Below are 19273 nucleotides of genomic sequence, written 5' to 3' on the forward strand. Positions count from 1 at the left end.
TCCGTCCGTTGAACCCTAGGTATCCGGTCGACGGCGGTGAAGTGTACGTTTTATCCATCCCCTCGTATGCGAATGGATGGATTGCCCATGTCCGATCTGGCTCCGCCGACGCCCGCGATCCCTTTGTCGTCATTGCTGGAGAGGGAGGACCTGGGCCTGCGGCAGGTGGCGGGGCCGGCGGCGGAGGCGGTCGCCCTGCACTGGGTGCACACCAGCGAGATGGCCGACCCGGTGCCCTATCTGCTCGGCGGTGAGCTGCTGCTGACCGCGGGCGTGCATGTTCCTTCCGCCGCTGGATCGGGCGCCTACCTCGACCACTATGTGCAGCGGACGGTCGAGGCGGGCGCGGCGGCGCTCGGTTTCGGGCTCGCGCCGGTGCACGACACCACGCCGCGTGCGCTCGCCGTGGCGTGCGAGCGGTACGGGCTGCCGCTGCTCGAAGTCCCGCCGCGCACCCCGTTCACGGCCGTCGCGCGCGCCGTGTGGCAGGCGATGGCGGAGGCGCGCCACCGAGAGCTGCGCCGGGTTGCCGATGCCCAGCAGGCACTGGCCTCGGCTGCGGCACGGTCCGAGCCTGTCCCTGCCGTGCTGCGGCAGCTCGCCCGTCACCTCGGCGCGCGGGCGGTGCTGCTCGACGCGGACGGGCACGAGGTGCATGCGGCGGGGCGGCGCCCATCGGGCGAGGTGGCCGATGCGATGCGGCAGCTCGCTGCGGTGGTACGGCCCTCGGGCGGCGCCGCGGCCCCGGTGTCCGCCGCCGACACCGTGGGGGAGACGCGTCTGGCCGCATACGCGCTGGCCGGGAACGCATCCGGCGCAGGCCTGGTGCTGGCCCTGGCCTCCGACCACCAGGACCCCGCGGACCATGCGATCGCCGGTGTCGGCTCGGTGCTGCTGTCGCTGCTCACCGGCGCATACCGGGGCGCGGGCGACGCCGAGCGCATCGGCGCACTGGTCCGGATGCTGCTCGGGGCGTCCGCGGAGGAGGTGGCGCCCCTGCTCACCCACGCAGGCAGCGCGGAGGCGCACTGGACGGTGGTGCACGCCCGGCGGGTGGGCGGCGGCAGACGCGGCGGGCACGCCCCCGATCCGCTCGCCGCGTCGGCTCTCGGTGCGGCGCTCGGCACCGCGCTGGTCGACATCTTCGACCCGTCCGCCGGTACCGTGCGTGCGCTGCTCCCCGGCGACCGTGAGCCGGGTGCCCGTCCCGGCTGGACGCTGGGCGCAAGCGCACCCGCCCCGGTGCGTGACCTCGCGGCTGCCGACGCCCAGGCTGCGGGCGCGCTGCGCCGTGCCGTCGCCGGCCGCAGCGCACTCGTGCGCCACCCGGCGCACGGAGCCGGTATCGATGCGCTGGTCGATCCGGGCACTGCGGCGGCGTGCGCCCGTGCGCGCCTCGCGCCGCTCGACGGCGCCCCCGCGCTCGTCGAGACGTTGCGCACCTGGCTTTCGCTGCACGGCAGTTGGGACCGTACCGCCGTCGCGCTCGGCGTGCACCGCAACACGGTCCGGCAGCGCATCGGCCGCGCCGCCGCCGTGCTCGATGCGGATCTCGACGATCCCGATGTGCGCGCCGACCTGTGGATCGCATTGCGTCACAAATCTCCGGGCGAACCCGGCGACCGGGTCACGCATTCGTCTCGATGAGCGACGCGTCGTGGATACGTCCTCGGACACGCGACAATGGCTGCATGCCCATAGACCGAGCCCCGTCCCGCCAGGCCCTGATCGAACACCTCCTTCGCACCCGTATCGCCGGAGACGTCGCCACCACCCGCGAGAACAATCTCGACCACTACCGCGAGCTGGCGTCCGGCAACCGCTACTACTGGCTGGGGCTCGAACTCGGCGACCGGTGGACGGAGGAGGACGCGGTGCTGCAGGTGATGGCGCACCGCTGCGGTGTCGTCCCCGACCCCGGGCACCGCGCGGGCCAGGACACCATCGACCCGGAGCTGACCGTCGACGCGCTGGAGCGCCTCGCCATCCGGCTGCGCAAGGCGGCGGACGGCAGGCAGCGCGTGCTGCTCGCCACCGGCCACCCCGGCGGGCTCCTCGGCGTGCACCAGGCGACCGCGGCAGCGCTGCGGCAGGCCGGCTGCGAGATCGTCACCATCCCCGAGGGCCTGCACGCGGACGAGGGCCGGCTGCTGCAGATGGGCGGGGTCGCCATGGTGCTGCGCGGTGCCGCCCTGGTGCACACCCACTCCCCCGAGCCGATGGCCGCGATCCTCGACGCCATGGACGAGGCCGGCCGCCCGCTGCCCGACCTGGTGGTCGCCGACCACGGCTGGGCGGGATGCGCGGGGCAGCGGGGCATCGACGCCGTGGGCTACGCGGACTGCAACGACCCGGCGCTGTTCGTCGGGGAGGCCGAGGGCACGCTGGCCGTCACCGTTCCTCTCGACGACCACGTGGCGCCGCACTACTACGACCCGATGACGGCCTACCTGCTGGACGCGGCGGGCCTGCTGTGAGCTCCGCCCGCTAGCCGACCGACCGCGGGACGCGGACGAGGCCCTCCTGGATCACGGAGACCACGAGCCGCCCGTCCTGCGTGTAGATCCTCGCCGTGCCGAGCCCGCGCCCGCCGGAGGCGGAGGGGCTCTGCTGGTCGTACAGCAGCCACTCGTCGGCGCGGAACGGCCGGTGGAACCACATCGCATGGTCGAGGCTGGCGCCGACCACGTCGCCCACCGCCCAGCCGCCGCGCCCGTGTGCGAGCAGCACCGAGTCGAGCAGCGTCATGTCGGAGACGTACGTGGCGAGGCATACGTGCAGCAGCGGATCGTCGTCGAGTTTGCCGCGGGTGCGGAACCACACCTGTGAGCGCGGCTCGCGCGGCCCCTGGCCCACCGTGACGAACGGGGGATCCTGGCAGTAGCGCAGGTCGACGGCGGCGCGCGCCTCCAGAATCCGTTCGACCGTGCCCGGCTGGGGGAAGACGTCGGCATGTGCGGGGAGCAGTTCCTCGGCCGTCGGCAACGTCTCGGGGTCCGGTGCCTGCGGCATGGGCTCCTGGTGCTCCAGGCCTTCCTCGGAGCTCTGGAAGGAGGCCGACAGGTGGAAGATCGGCTTGCCGTGCTGGACGGCGACGACCCGGCGGGTGGTGAAGGAGCGGCCGTCGCGGATCCGGTCGACCTCGTAGACGATCGGCGCGCCGGGGTCGCCGGGACGCAGGAAGTAGGCGTGCAGGGAGTGGGCGCCCCGTTCAGCCGGCACGGTGCGGCCGGCGGCGACGAGCGCCTGGGCCGCGACCTGGCCGCCGAAGACGCGCGGGATGAGGGCGAAGCGGCTGATGCCGCGGAAGATGTTCTCCTCGATCCGTTCGAGGTCGAGCAGATCGAGGAGCGACTGGAGGCTTGCGTTCATCGGTCCGTCACAGGTCCAGGTCCGTCACAGGTCTGGGCCGGTCACAGGCCCATGGACTTGGCGATGATCGAGCGCATGACCTCGCTCGTGCCGCCGTAGATCCGGGTGACGCGGGTGTCGGCGTACAGGCGGGCGATCGGGTACTCCATCATGTAGCCGTAACCGCCGTGCAGCTGAAGGCACTTGTCGATGACGCGGGCCGCGACCTCGGTGCAGAACAGCTTGGCGGAGGCGGCGTCGGCCGCGGTCAGCTCGCCCGCGTCGTGCGCCTCCAGGGCTCGGTCGCAGACCGCCTGCGCGGCGTCGACCTCGGCCTTGCAGTCGGCGAGGACGAACTTGGTGTTCTGGAACTCCGCGACGGCCTTGCCGAAGACGGTGCGCTCCTTGACGTACTCGGTGGCGAAGCGGACGGCCGCCGCGGCCTGTGCGTACGCGCCGAGGGCGATGCCGAGACGTTCCTGCGGGAGGTTGTGCGTCAGGTAGGAGAAGGCCCTGCCCTCCTCGCCGAGCAGGTCCTCGACGGGGACGCGCACGTCGGTGAAGGACAGCTCCGCGGTGTCGGAGGCGCGAAGCCCGAGCTTGTCGAGCTTGCGGCCGACCGCGTAGCCCTCGCTCCCGGTGTCCACGACGAGGATCGATATCCCGCCACGGCGGTCCTCGGGCGTGGGCGGCGAGGTGCGGCAGCAGACCAGCACCCGGTCGGCCTGGACGCCGCCGGTGATGAAGGTCTTGGCGCCGTTGAGGATGTAGTGGGTGCCGTCCTCGGAGAGCTTGGCGGTGGTCTTCATCCCCGCAAGGTCGGAGCCGGTGCCGGGCTCGGTCATCGCGATCGCGGTCATCATCTCGCCCGAGACGAACGCGGGCAGCCAGCGCTTCTTCTGCTCCTCGTTGCCGTACTTGAGGATGTACGGCAGGCACAGCGCCGTGTGGACGCTGCTGCCGCCGAAGCTGACGCCGGCACGGGCGCACTCCTCGGTGATCACCGCGTTGAACTTGAAGCTGGTCTCGCCGGCGCCGCCGTACTCCTCGGGAACCTCGATACCGAAGACGCCGAGTTCGCCGAGCTTGAGGTAGAAGTCGCGCGGCACGCGGCCGGCCTCTTCCCACTCGTGGTACACGGGCGCGACCTCGGTGGCGATGAAGTCGCGGATCGTGGACCGGAACGCCTCGTGATCCTCGTTGAATACCGTGCGCCGCATGGTGCGCCTCCCTGGAAGCAGGACATCAGCATGAATCAGGCAGCCGTCAGCCAGCCTACCTAAGCAAGCGCTCAGAAAGTTACTTCTCAGTTGGCGGATCTGTCCAGGGCTGCGAAGGCGCCGAGTGCGAGGCGGTGCAGCAACGCCCCCGCGGCCTCGCGACCGGGCAGGCCACCCTGCGCCCCGATGTGCGGCCCCAGGTGCGGGGTGGAGTTGAGCAGCCCGAAGACGGCATGGACCGCCGCCCTGACCTCGTCCTCCGGGGCGTCGGGGTGCTCCTTGGCGACGACCTCGACCCACAGCTCCACGTACTGGCGCTGGAGCTGGCGGACGAGTTTGCGGTCGGAGTCCCGCAGGCGGTCGAGCTCCCGGTCGTGCAGGATGATCAATGGGCGGTCGTCGAGGGCGAAGTCGGCGTGGCCGCGGACCAGCGCGTCGAGCGCGGCGGCGGAGTCGGCGGCTTGCGCGACGCGGCGCTTGCCCTCGGCGAGCAGCCGGCCGCTGATGCCGACGAGCAGCTCGGCGAGCATCGCGTCCTTGCCCGGGAAGTGCCGGTAGAGGCCGGGCCCGCTGATGCCGACGGCGGCTCCGATCTCGTCGACGCCGACGCCGTGGAAGCCGCGCTCGGCGAAGAGCTGAGCGGCCTCGTTGAGGATCTGCTCGCGCCGGGTGGGCCCGGTCCTGGTCGGCTGCGTCGGCTGCGTGGGCTGCATGGAAATACATTCTAGACAAGGGGCGTTAGCGAGCGTTAACGTGGAGGCGGAAGTTAACGAGCATTAACACCACGTGAGGGTCTGAGGGCAAAGGAGCTCGAGGACACATGCAGGACACCGCACGACCACCTGCGGCGGCGAAGACGGGCGCGCCCGTGCTGCACAGCGCCGTCGATCCGGCATCGGAGGCATACGCGGCCAATGCCGCGGCCCACGCCGAGCTGTGCGCGCAGTTGCGCGAGAAGCTGGCCGCCGCGCGGCTCGGCGGGGGCGAGAAGGCGCGCGCCCGGCACACCTCGCGCGGCAAGCTGCTGCCGCGCGACCGTGTCGACGGGCTGCTCGACCCCGGCTCGCCCTTCCTGGAGCTCTCGCCGCTGGCCGCCGACGGGATGTACGAGGGCCAGGCCCCAGCTGCCGGGCTGATCACCGGGATCGGGCGGGTCGCCGGGCGCGAGGTGGTCGTGGTGGCCAACGACGCCACGGTCAAGGGCGGCACGTATTACCCCGTCACCGTCAAGAAGCACCTGCGGGCTCAGGAGGTGGCGCTCGACAACCGGCTGCCGTGCGTCTACCTCGTGGACTCCGGCGGAGCCTTCCTGCCGAGGCAGGACGAGGTGTTCCCGGACCGGGAGCACTTCGGGCGGATCTTCTACAACCAGGCGACGATGTCGGCGCGCGGCATACCGCAGATCGCCTCGGTCATGGGCTCGTGCACCGCCGGCGGCGCCTATGTGCCGGCGATGAGCGACGAGGCGGTGATCGTGCGCGAGCAGGGCACGATCTTCCTCGGCGGCCCTCCCCTGGTGAAGGCGGCGACAGGCGAGGTGGTCACCGCCGAGGAGCTCGGCGGCGGCGAGGTGCACTCCAGGGTCTCAGGCGTCACCGACCACCTCGCGGAGGACGACGCGCACGCGCTGCGAATCGTGCGCACCATCGTCTCCACCCTGCCGGAGCGCGGGGCGCTGCCGTGGCCGGTCGCGCCGGCCGAGGAGCCGGCCGTCGATCCCGCCGGGCTGTACGGGGCAGTGCCGGTGGACTCGCGCACCCCCTACGACGTGCGCGAGGTGATCGCGCGTCTGGTGGACGGCAGCCGGTTCGCGGAGTTCAAGGTCGAGTACGGCACGACGCTGGTCACCGGCTTCGCGCGACTGCACGGGCACCCGGTGGGCATCGTCGCCAACAACGGCATTCTCTTCGCCGAATCGGCGCTCAAGGGCGCGCACTTCATCGAGTTGTGCGATCAGCGCGGCATACCTCTGCTCTTCCTGCAGAACATCTCGGGCTTCATGGTCGGCCGCCAGTACGAGGCGGGCGGCATCGCCAAGCACGGCGCGAAGATGGTCACGGCCGTCGCCTGCACGCGGGTGCCGAAGCTCACCGTCGTCATCGGCGGCAGCTACGGCGCGGGCAACTACTCGATGTGCGGCCGTGCGTACTCGCCCCGGTTCCTGTGGATGTGGCCCAACGCGAAGATCTCCGTGATGGGCGGAGAACAGGCCGCGTCCGTGCTCGCCACCGTCAAGCGCGACCAGATGGAGGCGGCCGGGCAGGAGTGGCCGGTCGAGGAGGAGGAGCGGTTCAAGGATCCGATCCGCCGCCAGTACGAGACCCAGGGCAACGCCTACTACGCGACGGCCCGGCTGTGGGACGACGGCGTGATCGACCCGCTGGAGACCCGCACGGTGCTCGGCCTCGCGCTCACCGCGTGCGCCAACGCACCGGTACCGGCGAAGGACCCGTCCGCTCCCGGCTACGGCGTCTTCCGGATGTAAGGGGGGATCACCAGTGTTCGAGACAGTCCTTGTGGCCAACCGGGGCGAGATCGCCGTCCGGGTGATCCGCACACTGCGGCGGATCGGGGTGCGCTCGGTGGCCGTGTACAGCGACGCGGACGCCGGGGCCCTGCACGTCGCAGAGGCGGACACGGCGGTGCGCATCGGCCCCGCACCGGCAGTGGAAAGCTACTTGTCGATACAGCGGCTTCTCGACGCCGCTGCCCGCACCGGCGCACAGGCCGTTCACCCCGGCTACGGGTTCCTCGCCGAGAACCCCGCCTTCGCACGCGCCTGCCAGGAGGCCGGGCTCGTCTTCATCGGGCCGCCCGCGAGCGCCATCGAGCTCATGGGCGACAAGATCCGCGCCAAGGAGACCGTCCGGGCGGCCGGTGTGCCCGTCGTGCCCGGCAGCAGCGGAAGCGGCCTGACCGATGCCCAACTCATCGACGCGGCACGGCAGATCGGCACCCCGGTGCTGCTCAAGCCGTCCGCGGGCGGCGGCGGCAAAGGCATGCGGCTAGTACGGGACGAGGCGCTGCTCGCCGACGAGATCGCCGCGGCGCGGCGTGAGGCGCGCGGCTCGTTCGGCGACGACACACTGCTCGTCGAGCGATGGATCGACCGGCCACGGCACATCGAGATCCAGGTGCTGGCCGACGCCCACGGCCATGTCGTCCACCTCGGCGAGCGCGAGTGCTCGTTGCAGCGCCGCCACCAGAAGGTGATCGAGGAGGCACCGAGCGTCCTGCTCGACCAGGCCACGCGTGTGGCGATGGGCGAGGCCGCGGTGCAGGCCGCCCGCTCCTGCGGCTATGTGGGTGCGGGCACCGTGGAGTTCATCGTCCCCGGCGCGGATCCCGCCGCGTACTGCTTCATGGAGATGAACACTCGCCTGCAGGTCGAGCACCCCGTGACGGAGCTGGTCACCGGGCTCGATCTGGTGGAGTGGCAGCTGCGCGTCGCAGCTGGTGAGGAGCTCGCCTTCGGCCAGCAGGACATCACGCTCACCGGCCATGCGATTGAGGCCCGCATCTGCGCGGAGTCGGCGCGGCTGACCGGAGAGCGGCTGGACTTCCTGCCCTCGAGCGGGACGGTGCTCGAACTCGACGAGCCGCGAGGCGAAGGCGTGCGCGTCGACTCCGGGCTGCGCACCGGCAGCGAGGTGGGCACGGCCTACGACCCGATGCTCTCCAAGATCATCGCCCATGGGCCGGACCGGGCGACCGCACTCCGTAGGCTGCGCGCCGCCCTCGCCGGCACCGTGGTGCTGGGTGTCGACACCAACACCGCTTTTCTGAGGCGGCTGCTCGCCCATCCCGCGGTCGTCTCCGGAGATCTCGACACCGGGCTGATCGATCATGAGGCGGTCAGGCTGGTGGACTCCGGCATACCCGACGAGGTGTATGCGGCGGCGGCGCTGCTGCGGCACTCAGCGCTGCGTCCCCGCCCGGCGGCCAGCAAGTGGACGGATCCGTTCTCGGTGCCGAGCGGTTGGCGGCTGGGCGGCGAGCCGGCGTGGACCGTGCACCACCTGCGGGTGCCGGGGCACGAACCGGTGGCGGTACGCGTCCGCGACGGCGAGGTGCGTGTGGGCGCGGCGGAGCCGGTGCCTGCGGCGCTGGACGTCGACGGGCCAAGAGCCCAGCTGCGCTGGGACGGTGTGACCCATATGTTCCGGCACGCCGACGGCTGGCTGGCACGCGACGGCGACTCCTGGCTCCTCAAGGACCACGACCCGGTCGAGGCGGCGCTCAGCGGGGGCGCGGCCGCCGCCCACGCCGGGACGCTCACGGCGCCGATGCCCGGCACGGTCACCGTCGTCAAGGTCGCCCCGGGCGACACCGTGACCACCGGGCAGAGCCTGCTCGTCGTCGAGGCCATGAAGATGGAGCACGTCATCGCCGCTCCACACGACGGCACGGTCACGGAGATCGACATCACCCCGGGCTCGACGGTCGCCATGGACCAAGTGCTCGCCGTCGTCACCCCGGCCGCCCCCGCGGAGGAGGAGTCATGACCGCCCACCCCTCGCCCGGCCTCCCACCCGTCGCCCACCGCCACCCTCAACAGGCCTCCGGGCTGCCAATCCCCGATGGCCTGCCCATGGCGTTCCCGGCCGACGACATGCCGGACCGGATCCGTATTCACGAGGTCGGCCCGCGCGACGGCCTGCAGAACGAGAAGACGGTCGTGCCGACGCCCGTGAAGGCGGAGTTCATCCGCCGGCTCGCGGACGCGGGGCTGCGCACCATCGAGGCGACGAGCTTCGTGCACCCCAAATGGGTGCCTCAACTCGCCGACGCCGAGCGGTTGATGGCGATGCTTGACGGCGTCGAGGCCAGGCTGCCGGTGCTCGTCCCCAACGAGCGGGGCCTGGAGCGCGCCCTGGCGCTGGGCGTCCGGGAGATCGCCGTCTTCGGCAGCGCCACGGAGTCGTTCGCCAAGGCCAACCTCAACCGCAGCGTGGACGAGTCGCTCGCCATGTTCGAGCCGGTGGTGGCCCGGGCCCGGGACGCGGGCGCGAGTGTGCGCGGCTACCTGTCGATGTGCTTCGGCGACCCCTGGGAGGGTCCGGTGCCCGTCGCGCAGGTCGTCGGCGTCGCCCGCCGCCTGTTCGACCTCGGGTGCACCGAGCTCAGCCTGGGCGACACGATCGGCGTCGCCACCCCCGGCCATGTCACGGAGCTGCTGGTCTCGCTCCACCAGGTGGGAATCTCGGCAGACCACCTCGCCGTGCACTTCCACGACACCTACGGCCAGGCACTCGCCAACACCCTGTCCGCCCTCCAGTCGGGCGTCACCACCGTGGACGCCTCGGCCGGCGGGATCGGCGGCTGCCCCTACGCCAAGAGCGCCACGGGCAATCTCGCCACCGAAGACCTCGTGTGGATGCTGAACGGTCTCGGCATCGACACCGGGGTCGACCTCGACCGCCTCACCGCCACCAGCGTGTGGATGGCGGACCACCTGGGCCGGCCGAGCCCGTCCCGCACCGTTCGCGCCCTCTCCCACGAGGACTCCCACGAGGAGCAGTGACACCATGACCATCGACCACCGGCTGCCTGCCGAATACGAGGAACTGCGCCGCACCGTCGAGGAGTTCGCCCACGAGGTCGTCGCCCCGAAGATCGGCGAGTTCTACGAGCACCACGAGTTCCCGTACGAGATCGTGCGGGAGATGGGCCGCATGGGCCTGTTCGGGCTTCCGTTCCCCGAGGAGTACGGCGGGATGGCCGGCGACTATTTCGCGCTGTGTCTCGCGCTGGAGGAGTTGGCGAGGGTCGATTCGTCGGTGGCGATAACCCTGGAGGCAGGCGTGTCGCTGGGCGCGATGCCCATCTTCCGCTTCGGTACCGAGGCCCAGAAGAACCAGTGGCTGCCGAAGCTGTGCTCGGGCGAGCTGCTCGGCGCGTTCGGCCTCACCGAGCCGGAGTGCGGTTCCGACGCCGGCGGCACGCGCACCACGGCACGGCTCGACGAGGAGACCGGCGAGTGGGTGATCAACGGCACCAAGTGCTTCATCACCAACTCGGGTACGGAGATCACCGGTCTGGTGACGGTGACGGCGGTGACCGGCCGGAAGCCGGACGGGCGGCCGGAGATCTCCTCGATCATCGTGCCGTCCGGCACCCCTGGCTTCACGGTGGCACCGCCGTACTCGAAGGTCGGCTGGAACGCGTCCGACACCCGTGAACTCTCCTTCGCCGACTGCCGCGTCCCGGCTGCCAATCTGCTGGGCGAACCAGGACGCGGCTATGCCCAGTTCCTGCGGATCCTGGACGAGGGGCGGATAGCGATATCCGCGCTCGCCACCGGTCTGGCGCAGGGCTGCGTGGACGAGTCGGTGACGTATGCCAAGACGCGTCAGGCGTTCGGCAAGCCCATCGGTGACAACCAGGCGATCCAGTTCAAGCTGGCCGACATGGAGATGCGTGCCCACACCGCTCGGCTCGCCTGGCGCGATGCCGCATCCCGGCTGCTGCACGGCGATCCGTTCAAGAAGGAGGCGGCGCTTGCCAAGCTGTACTCCTCCGAGATCGCGGTCACCAACGCGCGCGAGGCGACGCAGATCCACGGCGGCTACGGCTTCATGAACGAGTACCCCGTGGCCCGTTTCTGGCGGGATTCGAAGATATTGGAGATTGGCGAGGGCACGAGCGAGGTGCAGCGCATGCTGATCGCGCGTGAGCTGGGTCTCACCGCGTAGGCCGGAGACAGGCTCGGAAACCCAGGAGTCCTGCCCGAAATCGGGCAGGATTCTTGCGAACCACCTCCTGCCTCCCGCAGGATCAAGCGGTGCTCGAACGCCGGAGTCCGCACGAGGACCTCATCGACCACCTGATGCGCACCACGCCGCTGCACCGCGGCGAGGCCGCACGGGTGGTGCTCGACGTCCTCGCGTACTTCGACGAGTCGACCGAGGAGTACGTACGCCGTCGCCACCGCGAGCTGCAGTCCGGCGGACTTGCGAACCCGGAGATCTTCGAGCGGATCACCGAGGAGCTGCCGCATCGCGCGGTGGCGCCGCCGGAGCTCTCGCTGCGCCAACTGCGCCGCATCGTCTACGGCTGAGCCGGCTCAGCCTGCCGATCCCACAGGGAGGAACCGCGTTCATGTGCGGAATTGTCGGATACATCGGGAAACGTGACGCTGCCCCGCTTCTGCTGGAGGGGCTGCAGCGGCTGGAGTACCGCGGTTACGACTCCGCCGGGGTCGCCGTGAGCGGCAAATCGGGGGCGCTGAAGACGGTCAAGGCCAAGGGCCGGGTGCGTGACCTCGAATCCCGCCTTCCGAAGCGTTTCGCCGGCACCACCGGCATCGCCCACACCCGCTGGGCCACCCACGGAGCCCCCAGTGACGACAACGCGCACCCGCACATGGACCCCGACGGCGTCGTCGCCGTGGTGCACAACGGCATCATCGACAACGCCCCGGAACTGCGGGCGAAGCTGACCGCCGACGGCGTCGAGTTCGCCTCGGAGACCGACACCGAGGTGCTCACCCACCTGATCGCCCGCTCCGAGGCCGACTCCCTCGAAGCGCGCGTCCGGGAGGCCCTGGCGCGCGTCGAGGGCACCTACGGCATCGCGGTGCTGCACGCCTCCTTCCCCGACCGCATCGTCGTCGCCCGCAACGGCTCGCCCGTCGTCCTCGGCATCGGCGAGAACGAGATGTTCGTCGCCTCCGACGTGGCCGCCCTGGTCCGCCACACCCGCCAGGTGGTCACCCTCGACGACGGCGAGATGGCCACGCTCAAGGCCGGCGAGTACCGCACGTACACGACCGAGGGCAGCCGCACCTCCGGCTCGCCGACCACCATCGAGGGCGAGGCGGCCGACCCCGGGGCCTGGGACATCGGAGGCCACGAGCACTACATGCACAAGGAGATCTGCGAGCAGCCGGACGCGGTGGACCGGGTGCTGCGCGGGCGCATCGACGACCGGTTCGCCACCGTCCACCTCGGCGGCCTCGGCATCGACGCCCGCGAGGCGCGCGGAGTGCGCAGGGTGAAGATCCTCGGCTGCGGCTCGGCGTTCCATGCGGGCCAGATCGGCGCCCAGCTGATCGAGGAGCTCGCGCGCATCCCCGCCGACGCCGAACCCGCGAGCGAGTTCCGCTACCGCAATCCCGTCGTCGATCCCGACACCCTCTATATCGCCGTCAGCCAGTCGGGTGAGACCTACGACACACTCGCCGCCGTCCAGGAGCTCAAGCGCAAGGGCGCCTGCGTCCTCGGCGTGGTCAATGTGGTCGGCAGCGCGATCGCCCGGGAGGCGGACGGCGGGATGTACGTGCACGCCGGACCCGAGGTCTGCGTCGTGTCCACCAAGTGCTTCACCAACACCGCCGTCGCCTTCGCTCTGCTCGCCCTCCACCTCGGCCGGGTGCGGGATCTGTCGGTCGCCGACGGCAAGCGGATCATCGCAGGGCTGCGCCGGCTACCCGCACAGATCGCGGAGATCCTGAGCGCCGAGGAGGAAATCAAGAAGCTCGCGCACTCCTACGCGGACGCCCGCAGCATGATGTTCGTCGGCCGCGTGCGCGGCTACCCGGTCGCCCGTGAGGCCTCGCTGAAGCTCAAGGAGGTCTCCTACGTCCACGCGGAGGCCTATCCGGCCTCCGAGCTCAAGCACGGGCCGCTGGCGCTCATCGAGCCCGATGTGCCGTCCGTCGCGATCGTGCCGGACGACGAGCTGCTGGAGAAGAACCGGGCGACGCTCGAGGAGATCAAGGCGCGCCACGGCCGGATCCTGGCCGTGGCCCACGCGCCGCAGGAGGCGGCGGACGACACGATCGTGGTGCCGCACAACGAGCCCGAGCTCGACCCGGTGCTGCTCGGGATCCCGCTGCAGCTGCTGGCGTACCACGCCGCGCTCGCGCTCGGCCGCGACATCGACAAGCCGCGCAATCTCGCTAAGTCGGTCACCGTGGAGTAGGGAAGGCGTGCGGGGTACGGGCGGGATACGCCGCCGGCGTCATCTCACGGGATGACGATCACCGGGCGCTGAGCACGCCGGGCGAGACGGCCGGCCACCGAGCCGAAGATCTTGCCGATGATGCCGTGCGTGCCGCCGACCACGATCGCGTCGGCGGCATACTCCCGGCCGACCTCTTCCAGTTCGTGGCAGATGTCACCGCCCCGCTCGACGAGGATCCACGACACCTCGGAGAGGTAGTCCGCACAGGCCAGCTCCAGGCCCAGCACTTCGGTGCGGTGATCGGGTACATCCACGAAGACCGGCGGCTCACATCCGGCCCACACCGTGGCGGGCAATCGGTTGGCGACGTGCACGATGATCAGCCCGGAGCCGGAGCGGCGGGCCATGCCGATGGCGTAGGCGAGGGCGCGTTCGCTGGAGACGGATCCGTCGAAACCAACCACCACACCGTGCTGGAACGCGGGATCACACGAATGGCGCGACTTTTCCCCCGCCTCGGGTTCCGCCGCCGAATGGGCTAGCGGCTTGCCGTCGGCAGGCTCTGGGAGCTCGTAACCGGCCATGGTGGGGTTTTCGGCGAAGGCGACGCCGGGAGCGCCGCTGAAGCGGACACGGACAGCTGGAGCAGCGGGACCGGCCGTATTGGCCGGTAAGGGCGTTGCCCTCCCACTGCCACCAGGGTACGGCGACGGAGCGTCCCTGCACAGACACACCGAGCGCTCCACCGGGTGGTGTTCGTACCCGGAGTTTCCAGGAGAATGCCGGAGCCGGGCGGGAAGTGCAACGCCCCCTGCCCAACGGGCGGAGCCTCCAGGACTTGCACCGACCATCCCCGGACGGGGCGCTCGTCAAACAGCCGAACCGAACAGTCCCCGCAACCGGACGTTCACCTCGCAACCATTAGCCTTCCGTAAGTAATACGACGTTCGGGGTCACCGGGTTCACCGGTCCGCGTTCCCCGGCCCGGTCCCTCACAACGGCGCCCGGCCGGTTCTGCACCAGCGCAGGCCTGCGGCCATGACGGCGCATGGAGGCGCACCTCCCAAGGAGGGGCGCACTACCCCTCCTCAGGAGGGGAAGCAGGCTGGAGTTACGACTCTTTTCAGCCAACTTCTCGCCGTAGTGCGCCCATTGGGAACACCCGCCATTAACCCGCGCGCTACCAGGGCAGACAGGAGCGCAGGGGGCTCAGGCGGTCAACCGCGCCGGGGGGTTACCGGGGGACATGCCAGAGGCGTACTTCCCAGCGGAGCCTGTGAGTGGAACGCTTCGTGATCGAATGCTTCACGCCAAGTTGTCATGTCGACTTAGCGCCGGGTGGTGAACTTGTCACCTCAGCCACTGTGGACACAGTAGATTCGATCTTGGGTAACACGGCGGGGGAACGTGCAGTACCAGGAGGACACGTCGACCGAGGGGGGCTCATCCGCCATGACCCAGGACTCCAGGACCGGTGCGGCGACGGAGACCGCGATCTCGTCAACTCCGTCCCCCCGCACCCCGATGACGCAGGCCCCGCAGCCCGTGCCGGCCACGCCGGGCGGGGGCCCGGCAGCCGGCGCGGGTACCGGAACAGGCGCCGCGGGTGCCGGTGCGGCCGGTCGCAAGCTGTCCGCACGGCGCCGCAGGGAAGTCGTCGCCGTGCTGATGTTCAGCGGCGGACCGATCTTCGAAAGCTCCATCCCACTCTCCGTCTTCGGCGTCGACCGCCAGGACGCCGGTGTCCCCCGTTACCGGCTCCTGGTGTGCGCGGGCGAGGACGGACCGCTGCGTACGACGGGCGGGCTCGAACTCACCGCGCCCTACGGCCTCGAAGCGCTCAGCAGAGCAGGCACCGTCGTCGTGCCGGCCTGGCGCTCGATCTCCCAGCCGCCGCCCGCATCCGCCCTGGGTGCGCTGCGCCGCGCCCATGAGGAGGGCGCGAGAATCATCGGCCTGTGCACAGGCGCGTTCGTGCTCGCCGCCGCCGGCCTGCTGGACGGGCGGCCGGCGACCACGCATTGGATGTACGCCCCGACGCTGGCCAAGCGCTATCCGTCGGTCCACGTCGACCCGCGCGAGCTGTTCGTCGACGACGGCGACATCCTCACCTCCGCCGGTACGGCCGCGGGCATCGACCTGTGCCTGCACGTCGTGCGGACCGACCACGGCGCCGAGGTCGCCACTGCGCTCGCCCGCCGCCTCGTCGTGCCTCCGCGCCGCAGCGGCGGCCAGGAGCGCTTCCTCGACCGTTCATTACCGGAGGAGATCGGCGGCGACCCCCTCGCTGAGGTTGTCGCCTGGGCGCTGGAACACCTCCACGAGCAGTTCGACGTGGAGACGCTCGCAGCGCGCGCCTACATGAGCCGCCGGACCTTCGACCGTCGTTTCCGGTCGCTGACCGGCAGCGCTCCGCTGCAGTGGCTGATCACCCAGCGGGTGCTGCAGGCACAGCGGCTGCTGGAGACCTCGGACTACTCGGTGGACGAGGTCGCGGCACGGTGCGGCTTCCGCTCTCCGGTCGCCCTGCGCGGGCACTTCCGGCGGCAGCTGGGGGCATCCCCCGCCTCATACCGCACCGCCTTCCGGGCCCGCAGACCCTCCGATCCGGTGGAACGCACGGAACGGGAACGGGAACGGCTGGAGCGCGGCGACCGAGGCGACCGAGGCGACCGAGGCGACCGAGGCGACCGAGGCGAGGGGACCGAACGCGAGCCGAGAGCCGATCGCCTGCCGCACCCGCGCAGGCCGGCCACCTCGCCGCCGGGCGGCGATGCGCCCGACCCCGGGAGAACGGCGAAGCCGGAGTCGGACGCCTACGCTCCGCGCCTGCCCGAGCAGCACGGCCGCGCCGACAGCACCGACCCCTTCGGCGCTCCGGGCCTGACGCGGCTGCGCGGCGATCGGGGAGGCCGGACCGCGCTGCGTCCCGGCACTTCGGCAGCCACCTCCGCCGGCACCTCTCGCAGCACGGCTATGCCAGGTCAGCGCGATCGCCCCGTAGGGTGAGACATATGAACGACCGCATGGTGTGGATCGACTGCGAAATGACCGGGCTCTCGCTTCGGCATGACGCACTGATCGAGGTGGCCGCCCTCGTAACCGATTCGGAGCTCAACATCCTGGGCGATGGTGTGGACATCGTTATCAAACCGCCCGCGGAGGCGCTCGAAACCATGCCGGAGGTGGTGCGTGACATGCACACCACCTCCGGCCTGCTCGACGAGCTGCCCGGCGGCACAACCCTGGCCGAGGCCGAGAAGGAGGTGCTCGACTACGTCCGCACGTTTGTGAAGGAGCCGCGCAAGGCCCCGCTGTGCGGGAACTCTGTCGGCACGGACCGGGGCTTCCTCGCCCGCGACATGCCCTCCCTCGAACAGCACCTGCACTACCGGATCGTGGACGTGTCCTCGATCAAGGAGCTGTCGCGGCGCTGGTATCCACGCGCCTATTTCAACGCGCCGCAGAAGAACGGCAACCACCGTGCGCTCGCCGACATCCGGGAGAGCATCGCCGAGCTGCGCTACTACCGGGAGGCCGTCTTCGTCCCGCCGCCGGGTCCCGATACCGAGACGGTGCGGGCGATCGCGGCGAAGTACGTGCTCCCCGCCGAAGCCGACCAGCCGCGGGGCTGATCGCTTCGGCAGCCGGAGAGGCGCGGCGCGCCCGTTATGCCCCGGCAACGGCTGGAGCGAGCACGCAGGAAAACCCTGTATGCTTCTTCTCGGCCGGTGCGGAAGGCGACGAAAGCGCCGGTCGTGGTGGGTGTAGCTCAGCTGGTAGAGCACCTGGTTGTGGTCCAGGATGTCGCGGGTTCGAGTCCCGTCACTCACCCTGCACCATCAAGCCCCTGACCTGCAGTAATGGTCAGGGGCTTGATTCATGTCCGGCCAGCGAGGAGGGGACCGTGTCCGAGGGGACCGGAAGGACCGGAGATTCCGGCGAGACCGCGGAGCTCGTCGAGATCACGTCCGAGGCGGAGCTGCGCGAGCTGATCAGCGAGCCGCTGCCGCGGGCCTGGGAGAAGACGCGCCCCACGCTGCATGCGCTGGACGTGCAGTGGCTGGAGGCGTCCCCGTTCTGCCTGGTGGCGACGTCGGCGGCGGACGGGACGTGCGACGTGTCGCCCAAGGGCGACCCGGACGGTCTCGCACTGGTGCTGGATGAGAAGACCATCGCGGTCCCGGAGCGCCCGGGCAACCGCCGCGCCGACGGCTTCCGCAATGTGCTGTCCAACCCGCACGTCGGCCTGATCTTCTTCGTGCCCGGCCGCGGCGACACGCTGCGGATCAACGGCCGGGCACGGCTGGTGCGCGAGGCCCCGTTCTTCGACCGGATGGTGGTGCGCGGCCACCGTCCGGCCGTTGCGCTGCTGGTGGACATCGAGGAGGTGTTCCACCACTGCTCGAAGGCGTTCCTGCGGTCCTCCCTGTGGAGGCCGGAGACCTGGCACCCGGACGCACTGCCGTCGCGGGCGCGCATCTCCAAGGCGCTGGAGCGCCGGGACAACTCGCTGGAAGAGCTGGAGCACTACTACGGGCCGTCCTATGAGGCGAATCTCTACTAGAGGACTGGAGGCACTGGAGGCACTGGAGGCGATGAGAACTCAGTCGGTGTCCACCGCGCGCACGGCGATCCGCGCGGCCTGCTGGACGCGCCCGATCCCCTCGTCCCAGCTGATGTTGCCGTTGGAGAGCACGACGACCAGCATCGCGTGCCCGTCGTATGTCACCCGGCCGATGCTGTTGACATCCCACAGTCCCGTGTCGGACCGCATCAGCCAGCCGTTCTTCAGCGCGCTGACCGTGGCACGGTCGGCCGCCGCCGAGACACCCCACGCCTGGTCGGGCTCGACGTGACCCATCAGCTGCATCAGGTACTTCCGGCGGCCGGCGCTCAGCACCGATTTGGGGCCGAAGACGGATCGGAGCAGGGCCAGTTGGTCCGCGGCTGTGGTCCGTGTGAGCCCCCACCAGTGGCCCGCGCCGCCTCGCGTGGAACGCAGCCCGAGTCGGCGGTTGACGGCGTTGAGCGCGCGCGCCCCGCCGATCCTGCGCCACAGGGCGGTCGCCGCCGTGTTGTCGCTCCGCTCGATCATCGCCGCTGCGTAGCGGCGCTCACGCGCGGTCAGGTTGCGCCCGGCCCGCTGGGCCTGGAGGAGCAGCGCCGTCAGGATGTCGACCTTGACGATGCTGGCGGTGTCGTACGCGCCGTGGCCATACAGGCCGCTGCTTCTGGTGGCGGTGTCGTAGACGGCGACGGACAGCCCCGCCCCGTCGGCGTCGAGGGGGGCGAGGTCATGGGCGAGTTCCGGGCTCACGTCGCGGGGCTGCTCGTCCTTGCCGCTGTCATCGCCGCCGTCCGGCCCATCCGGCGCGCCCTCACCCGGAGCCGCGCTGTCGCCGGTCGCCTCACCTCGGACCGCGGGCCTGCGCATCAGGCCTGGGATGCCGATGCTGTACGGGAGGGTGCCGGCCGGCGGCATCGTGATGGCGCGCGGAGGCGCGCCGCGCTGCTGCGTCGGCGCATTGACCGCGGCACTGCACACCAGCACAGCGACCGAGACGAACGCGCTCAGGCGGCGGGTACGCCGACGGGTGCGCGCCGCGGTCCGCTCCCCGGATGGCGATTCGCCGGGTTTGTACCATCCCATGGGCCGGACGCTAGCAAGCGGATCGGCTCCGACTGTGCGACGTGGTCGACACCACGGGCGGATCTCCCTAACTTTGCCCGGATGGCTTCACGTTCCGGATGATGTCTAGGGTTGGTCCCCCGCATCGGAACACCGGGGCGGA

16 protein-coding genes and 1 tRNA gene are annotated in these 19273 nt (G+C 70.8%); 12 read left to right on the plus strand and 5 right to left on the minus strand.

Going from position 1 to position 19273, the window contains the following annotated elements; all coding sequences use genetic code 11:
- Positions 1 to 87 precede the first annotated feature (87 nt).
- Both NGB36_RS20245 and NGB36_RS20250 read left to right on the plus strand, forming a co-directional pair.
- Positions 88 to 1647, plus strand: coding sequence for a PucR family transcriptional regulator (locus NGB36_RS20245; RefSeq protein ID WP_255921759.1), 1560 nt, complete (start codon positions 88 to 90; stop codon positions 1645 to 1647).
- A gap of 44 nt (positions 1648 to 1691) precedes the next feature.
- Positions 1692 to 2477 (plus strand): phosphatase, encoded by a 786-nt coding sequence (locus tag NGB36_RS20250; protein WP_255921760.1) that lies wholly within the window; start codon positions 1692 to 1694, stop codon positions 2475 to 2477.
- A 10-nt stretch (positions 2478 to 2487) separates the two neighbouring features.
- On the opposite strand, the gene tesB is transcribed toward NGB36_RS20250, so the two are convergent.
- The 3 genes from tesB to NGB36_RS20265 form a co-directional block, all read right to left on the minus strand.
- Positions 2488 to 3372 carry an acyl-CoA thioesterase II gene (gene tesB, locus NGB36_RS20255; RefSeq protein ID WP_255921761.1) on the minus strand — a complete coding sequence of 295 codons (885 nt, stop codon included), beginning with the start codon at positions 3370 to 3372 and terminating at the stop codon, positions 2488 to 2490.
- 41 nt (positions 3373 to 3413) lie between these two features.
- On the minus strand, positions 3414 to 4571 hold the full coding sequence (locus NGB36_RS20260) for an acyl-CoA dehydrogenase family protein (RefSeq protein ID WP_255921762.1): 1158 nt from the start codon (positions 4569 to 4571) through the stop codon (positions 3414 to 3416).
- 86 nt (positions 4572 to 4657) lie between these two features.
- A complete protein-coding gene (locus NGB36_RS20265; protein WP_255921763.1) occupies positions 4658 to 5284 on the minus strand; it encodes an SACE_7040 family transcriptional regulator in 627 nt (208 codons plus the stop codon).
- Positions 5285 to 5391: 107 nt separating this feature from the next.
- Here NGB36_RS20265 and NGB36_RS20270 point away from each other — a divergent pair, with 107 nt between their 5' ends.
- From NGB36_RS20270 to glmS, 6 genes are all read left to right on the plus strand, one after another.
- Entirely contained in the window at positions 5392 to 7056 is a 1665-nt protein-coding gene (locus NGB36_RS20270; RefSeq protein WP_255921764.1) for a carboxyl transferase domain-containing protein, read from the plus strand.
- Positions 7057 to 7069: 13 nt separating this feature from the next.
- Positions 7070 to 9076: an acetyl/propionyl/methylcrotonyl-CoA carboxylase subunit alpha gene (locus NGB36_RS20275; protein WP_255921765.1), complete on the plus strand. Its 2007-nt coding sequence runs from the start codon at positions 7070 to 7072 to the stop codon at positions 9074 to 9076.
- An 86-nt stretch (positions 9077 to 9162) separates the two neighbouring features.
- Complete coding sequence (locus tag NGB36_RS20280) at positions 9163 to 10095, plus strand: hydroxymethylglutaryl-CoA lyase (protein ID WP_255921824.1); 933 nt, start codon at positions 9163 to 9165, stop codon at positions 10093 to 10095.
- A gap of 10 nt (positions 10096 to 10105) precedes the next feature.
- A complete protein-coding gene (locus tag NGB36_RS20285) occupies positions 10106 to 11266 on the plus strand; it encodes an acyl-CoA dehydrogenase family protein (RefSeq protein WP_308288891.1) in 1161 nt (386 codons plus the stop codon).
- An 89-nt stretch (positions 11267 to 11355) separates the two neighbouring features.
- Positions 11356 to 11631, plus strand: a complete 276-nt coding sequence (locus NGB36_RS20290; RefSeq protein WP_255921767.1) for a hypothetical protein — start codon at positions 11356 to 11358, stop codon at positions 11629 to 11631.
- A 41-nt stretch (positions 11632 to 11672) separates the two neighbouring features.
- Entirely contained in the window at positions 11673 to 13496 is a 1824-nt protein-coding gene (gene glmS, locus NGB36_RS20295; protein WP_255921768.1) for a glutamine--fructose-6-phosphate transaminase (isomerizing), read from the plus strand.
- 44 nt (positions 13497 to 13540) lie between these two features.
- On the opposite strand, the gene NGB36_RS20300 is transcribed toward glmS, so the two are convergent.
- Positions 13541 to 14062 (minus strand): universal stress protein, encoded by a 522-nt coding sequence (locus tag NGB36_RS20300; RefSeq protein WP_255921769.1) that lies wholly within the window; start codon positions 14060 to 14062, stop codon positions 13541 to 13543.
- Between the two features lie 1084 nt (positions 14063 to 15146).
- On the opposite strand from NGB36_RS20300, the gene NGB36_RS20305 reads away from it, so the two are divergent.
- The 4 genes from NGB36_RS20305 to NGB36_RS20320 all read left to right on the plus strand — a co-directional run bounded on the left by NGB36_RS20305 (position 15147) and on the right by NGB36_RS20320 (position 18045).
- On the plus strand, positions 15147 to 16487 hold the full coding sequence (locus tag NGB36_RS20305) for a helix-turn-helix domain-containing protein (protein WP_255921825.1): 1341 nt from the start codon (positions 15147 to 15149) through the stop codon (positions 16485 to 16487).
- A gap of 5 nt (positions 16488 to 16492) precedes the next feature.
- Entirely contained in the window at positions 16493 to 17113 is a 621-nt protein-coding gene (orn, locus tag NGB36_RS20310) for an oligoribonuclease (RefSeq protein ID WP_255921770.1), read from the plus strand.
- Positions 17114 to 17239: 126 nt separating this feature from the next.
- Positions 17240 to 17312: transfer RNA gene (locus NGB36_RS20315), tRNA-His, on the plus strand.
- Between the two features lie 73 nt (positions 17313 to 17385).
- Positions 17386 to 18045, plus strand: coding sequence for a pyridoxamine 5'-phosphate oxidase family protein (locus tag NGB36_RS20320; RefSeq protein WP_255921771.1), 660 nt, complete (start codon positions 17386 to 17388; stop codon positions 18043 to 18045).
- A gap of 39 nt (positions 18046 to 18084) precedes the next feature.
- Here the strand turns inward: NGB36_RS20320 and NGB36_RS20325 are convergent, their stop codons facing one another.
- Positions 18085 to 19131: a serine hydrolase gene (locus NGB36_RS20325; RefSeq protein ID WP_255921772.1), complete on the minus strand. Its 1047-nt coding sequence runs from the start codon at positions 19129 to 19131 to the stop codon at positions 18085 to 18087.
- Positions 19132 to 19273 lie beyond the last annotated feature (142 nt).

The organism is Streptomyces humicola (assembly GCF_024436035.1).
GTDB classification, from domain to species: domain Bacteria; phylum Actinomycetota; class Actinomycetes; order Streptomycetales; family Streptomycetaceae; genus Streptantibioticus_B; species Streptantibioticus_B humicola.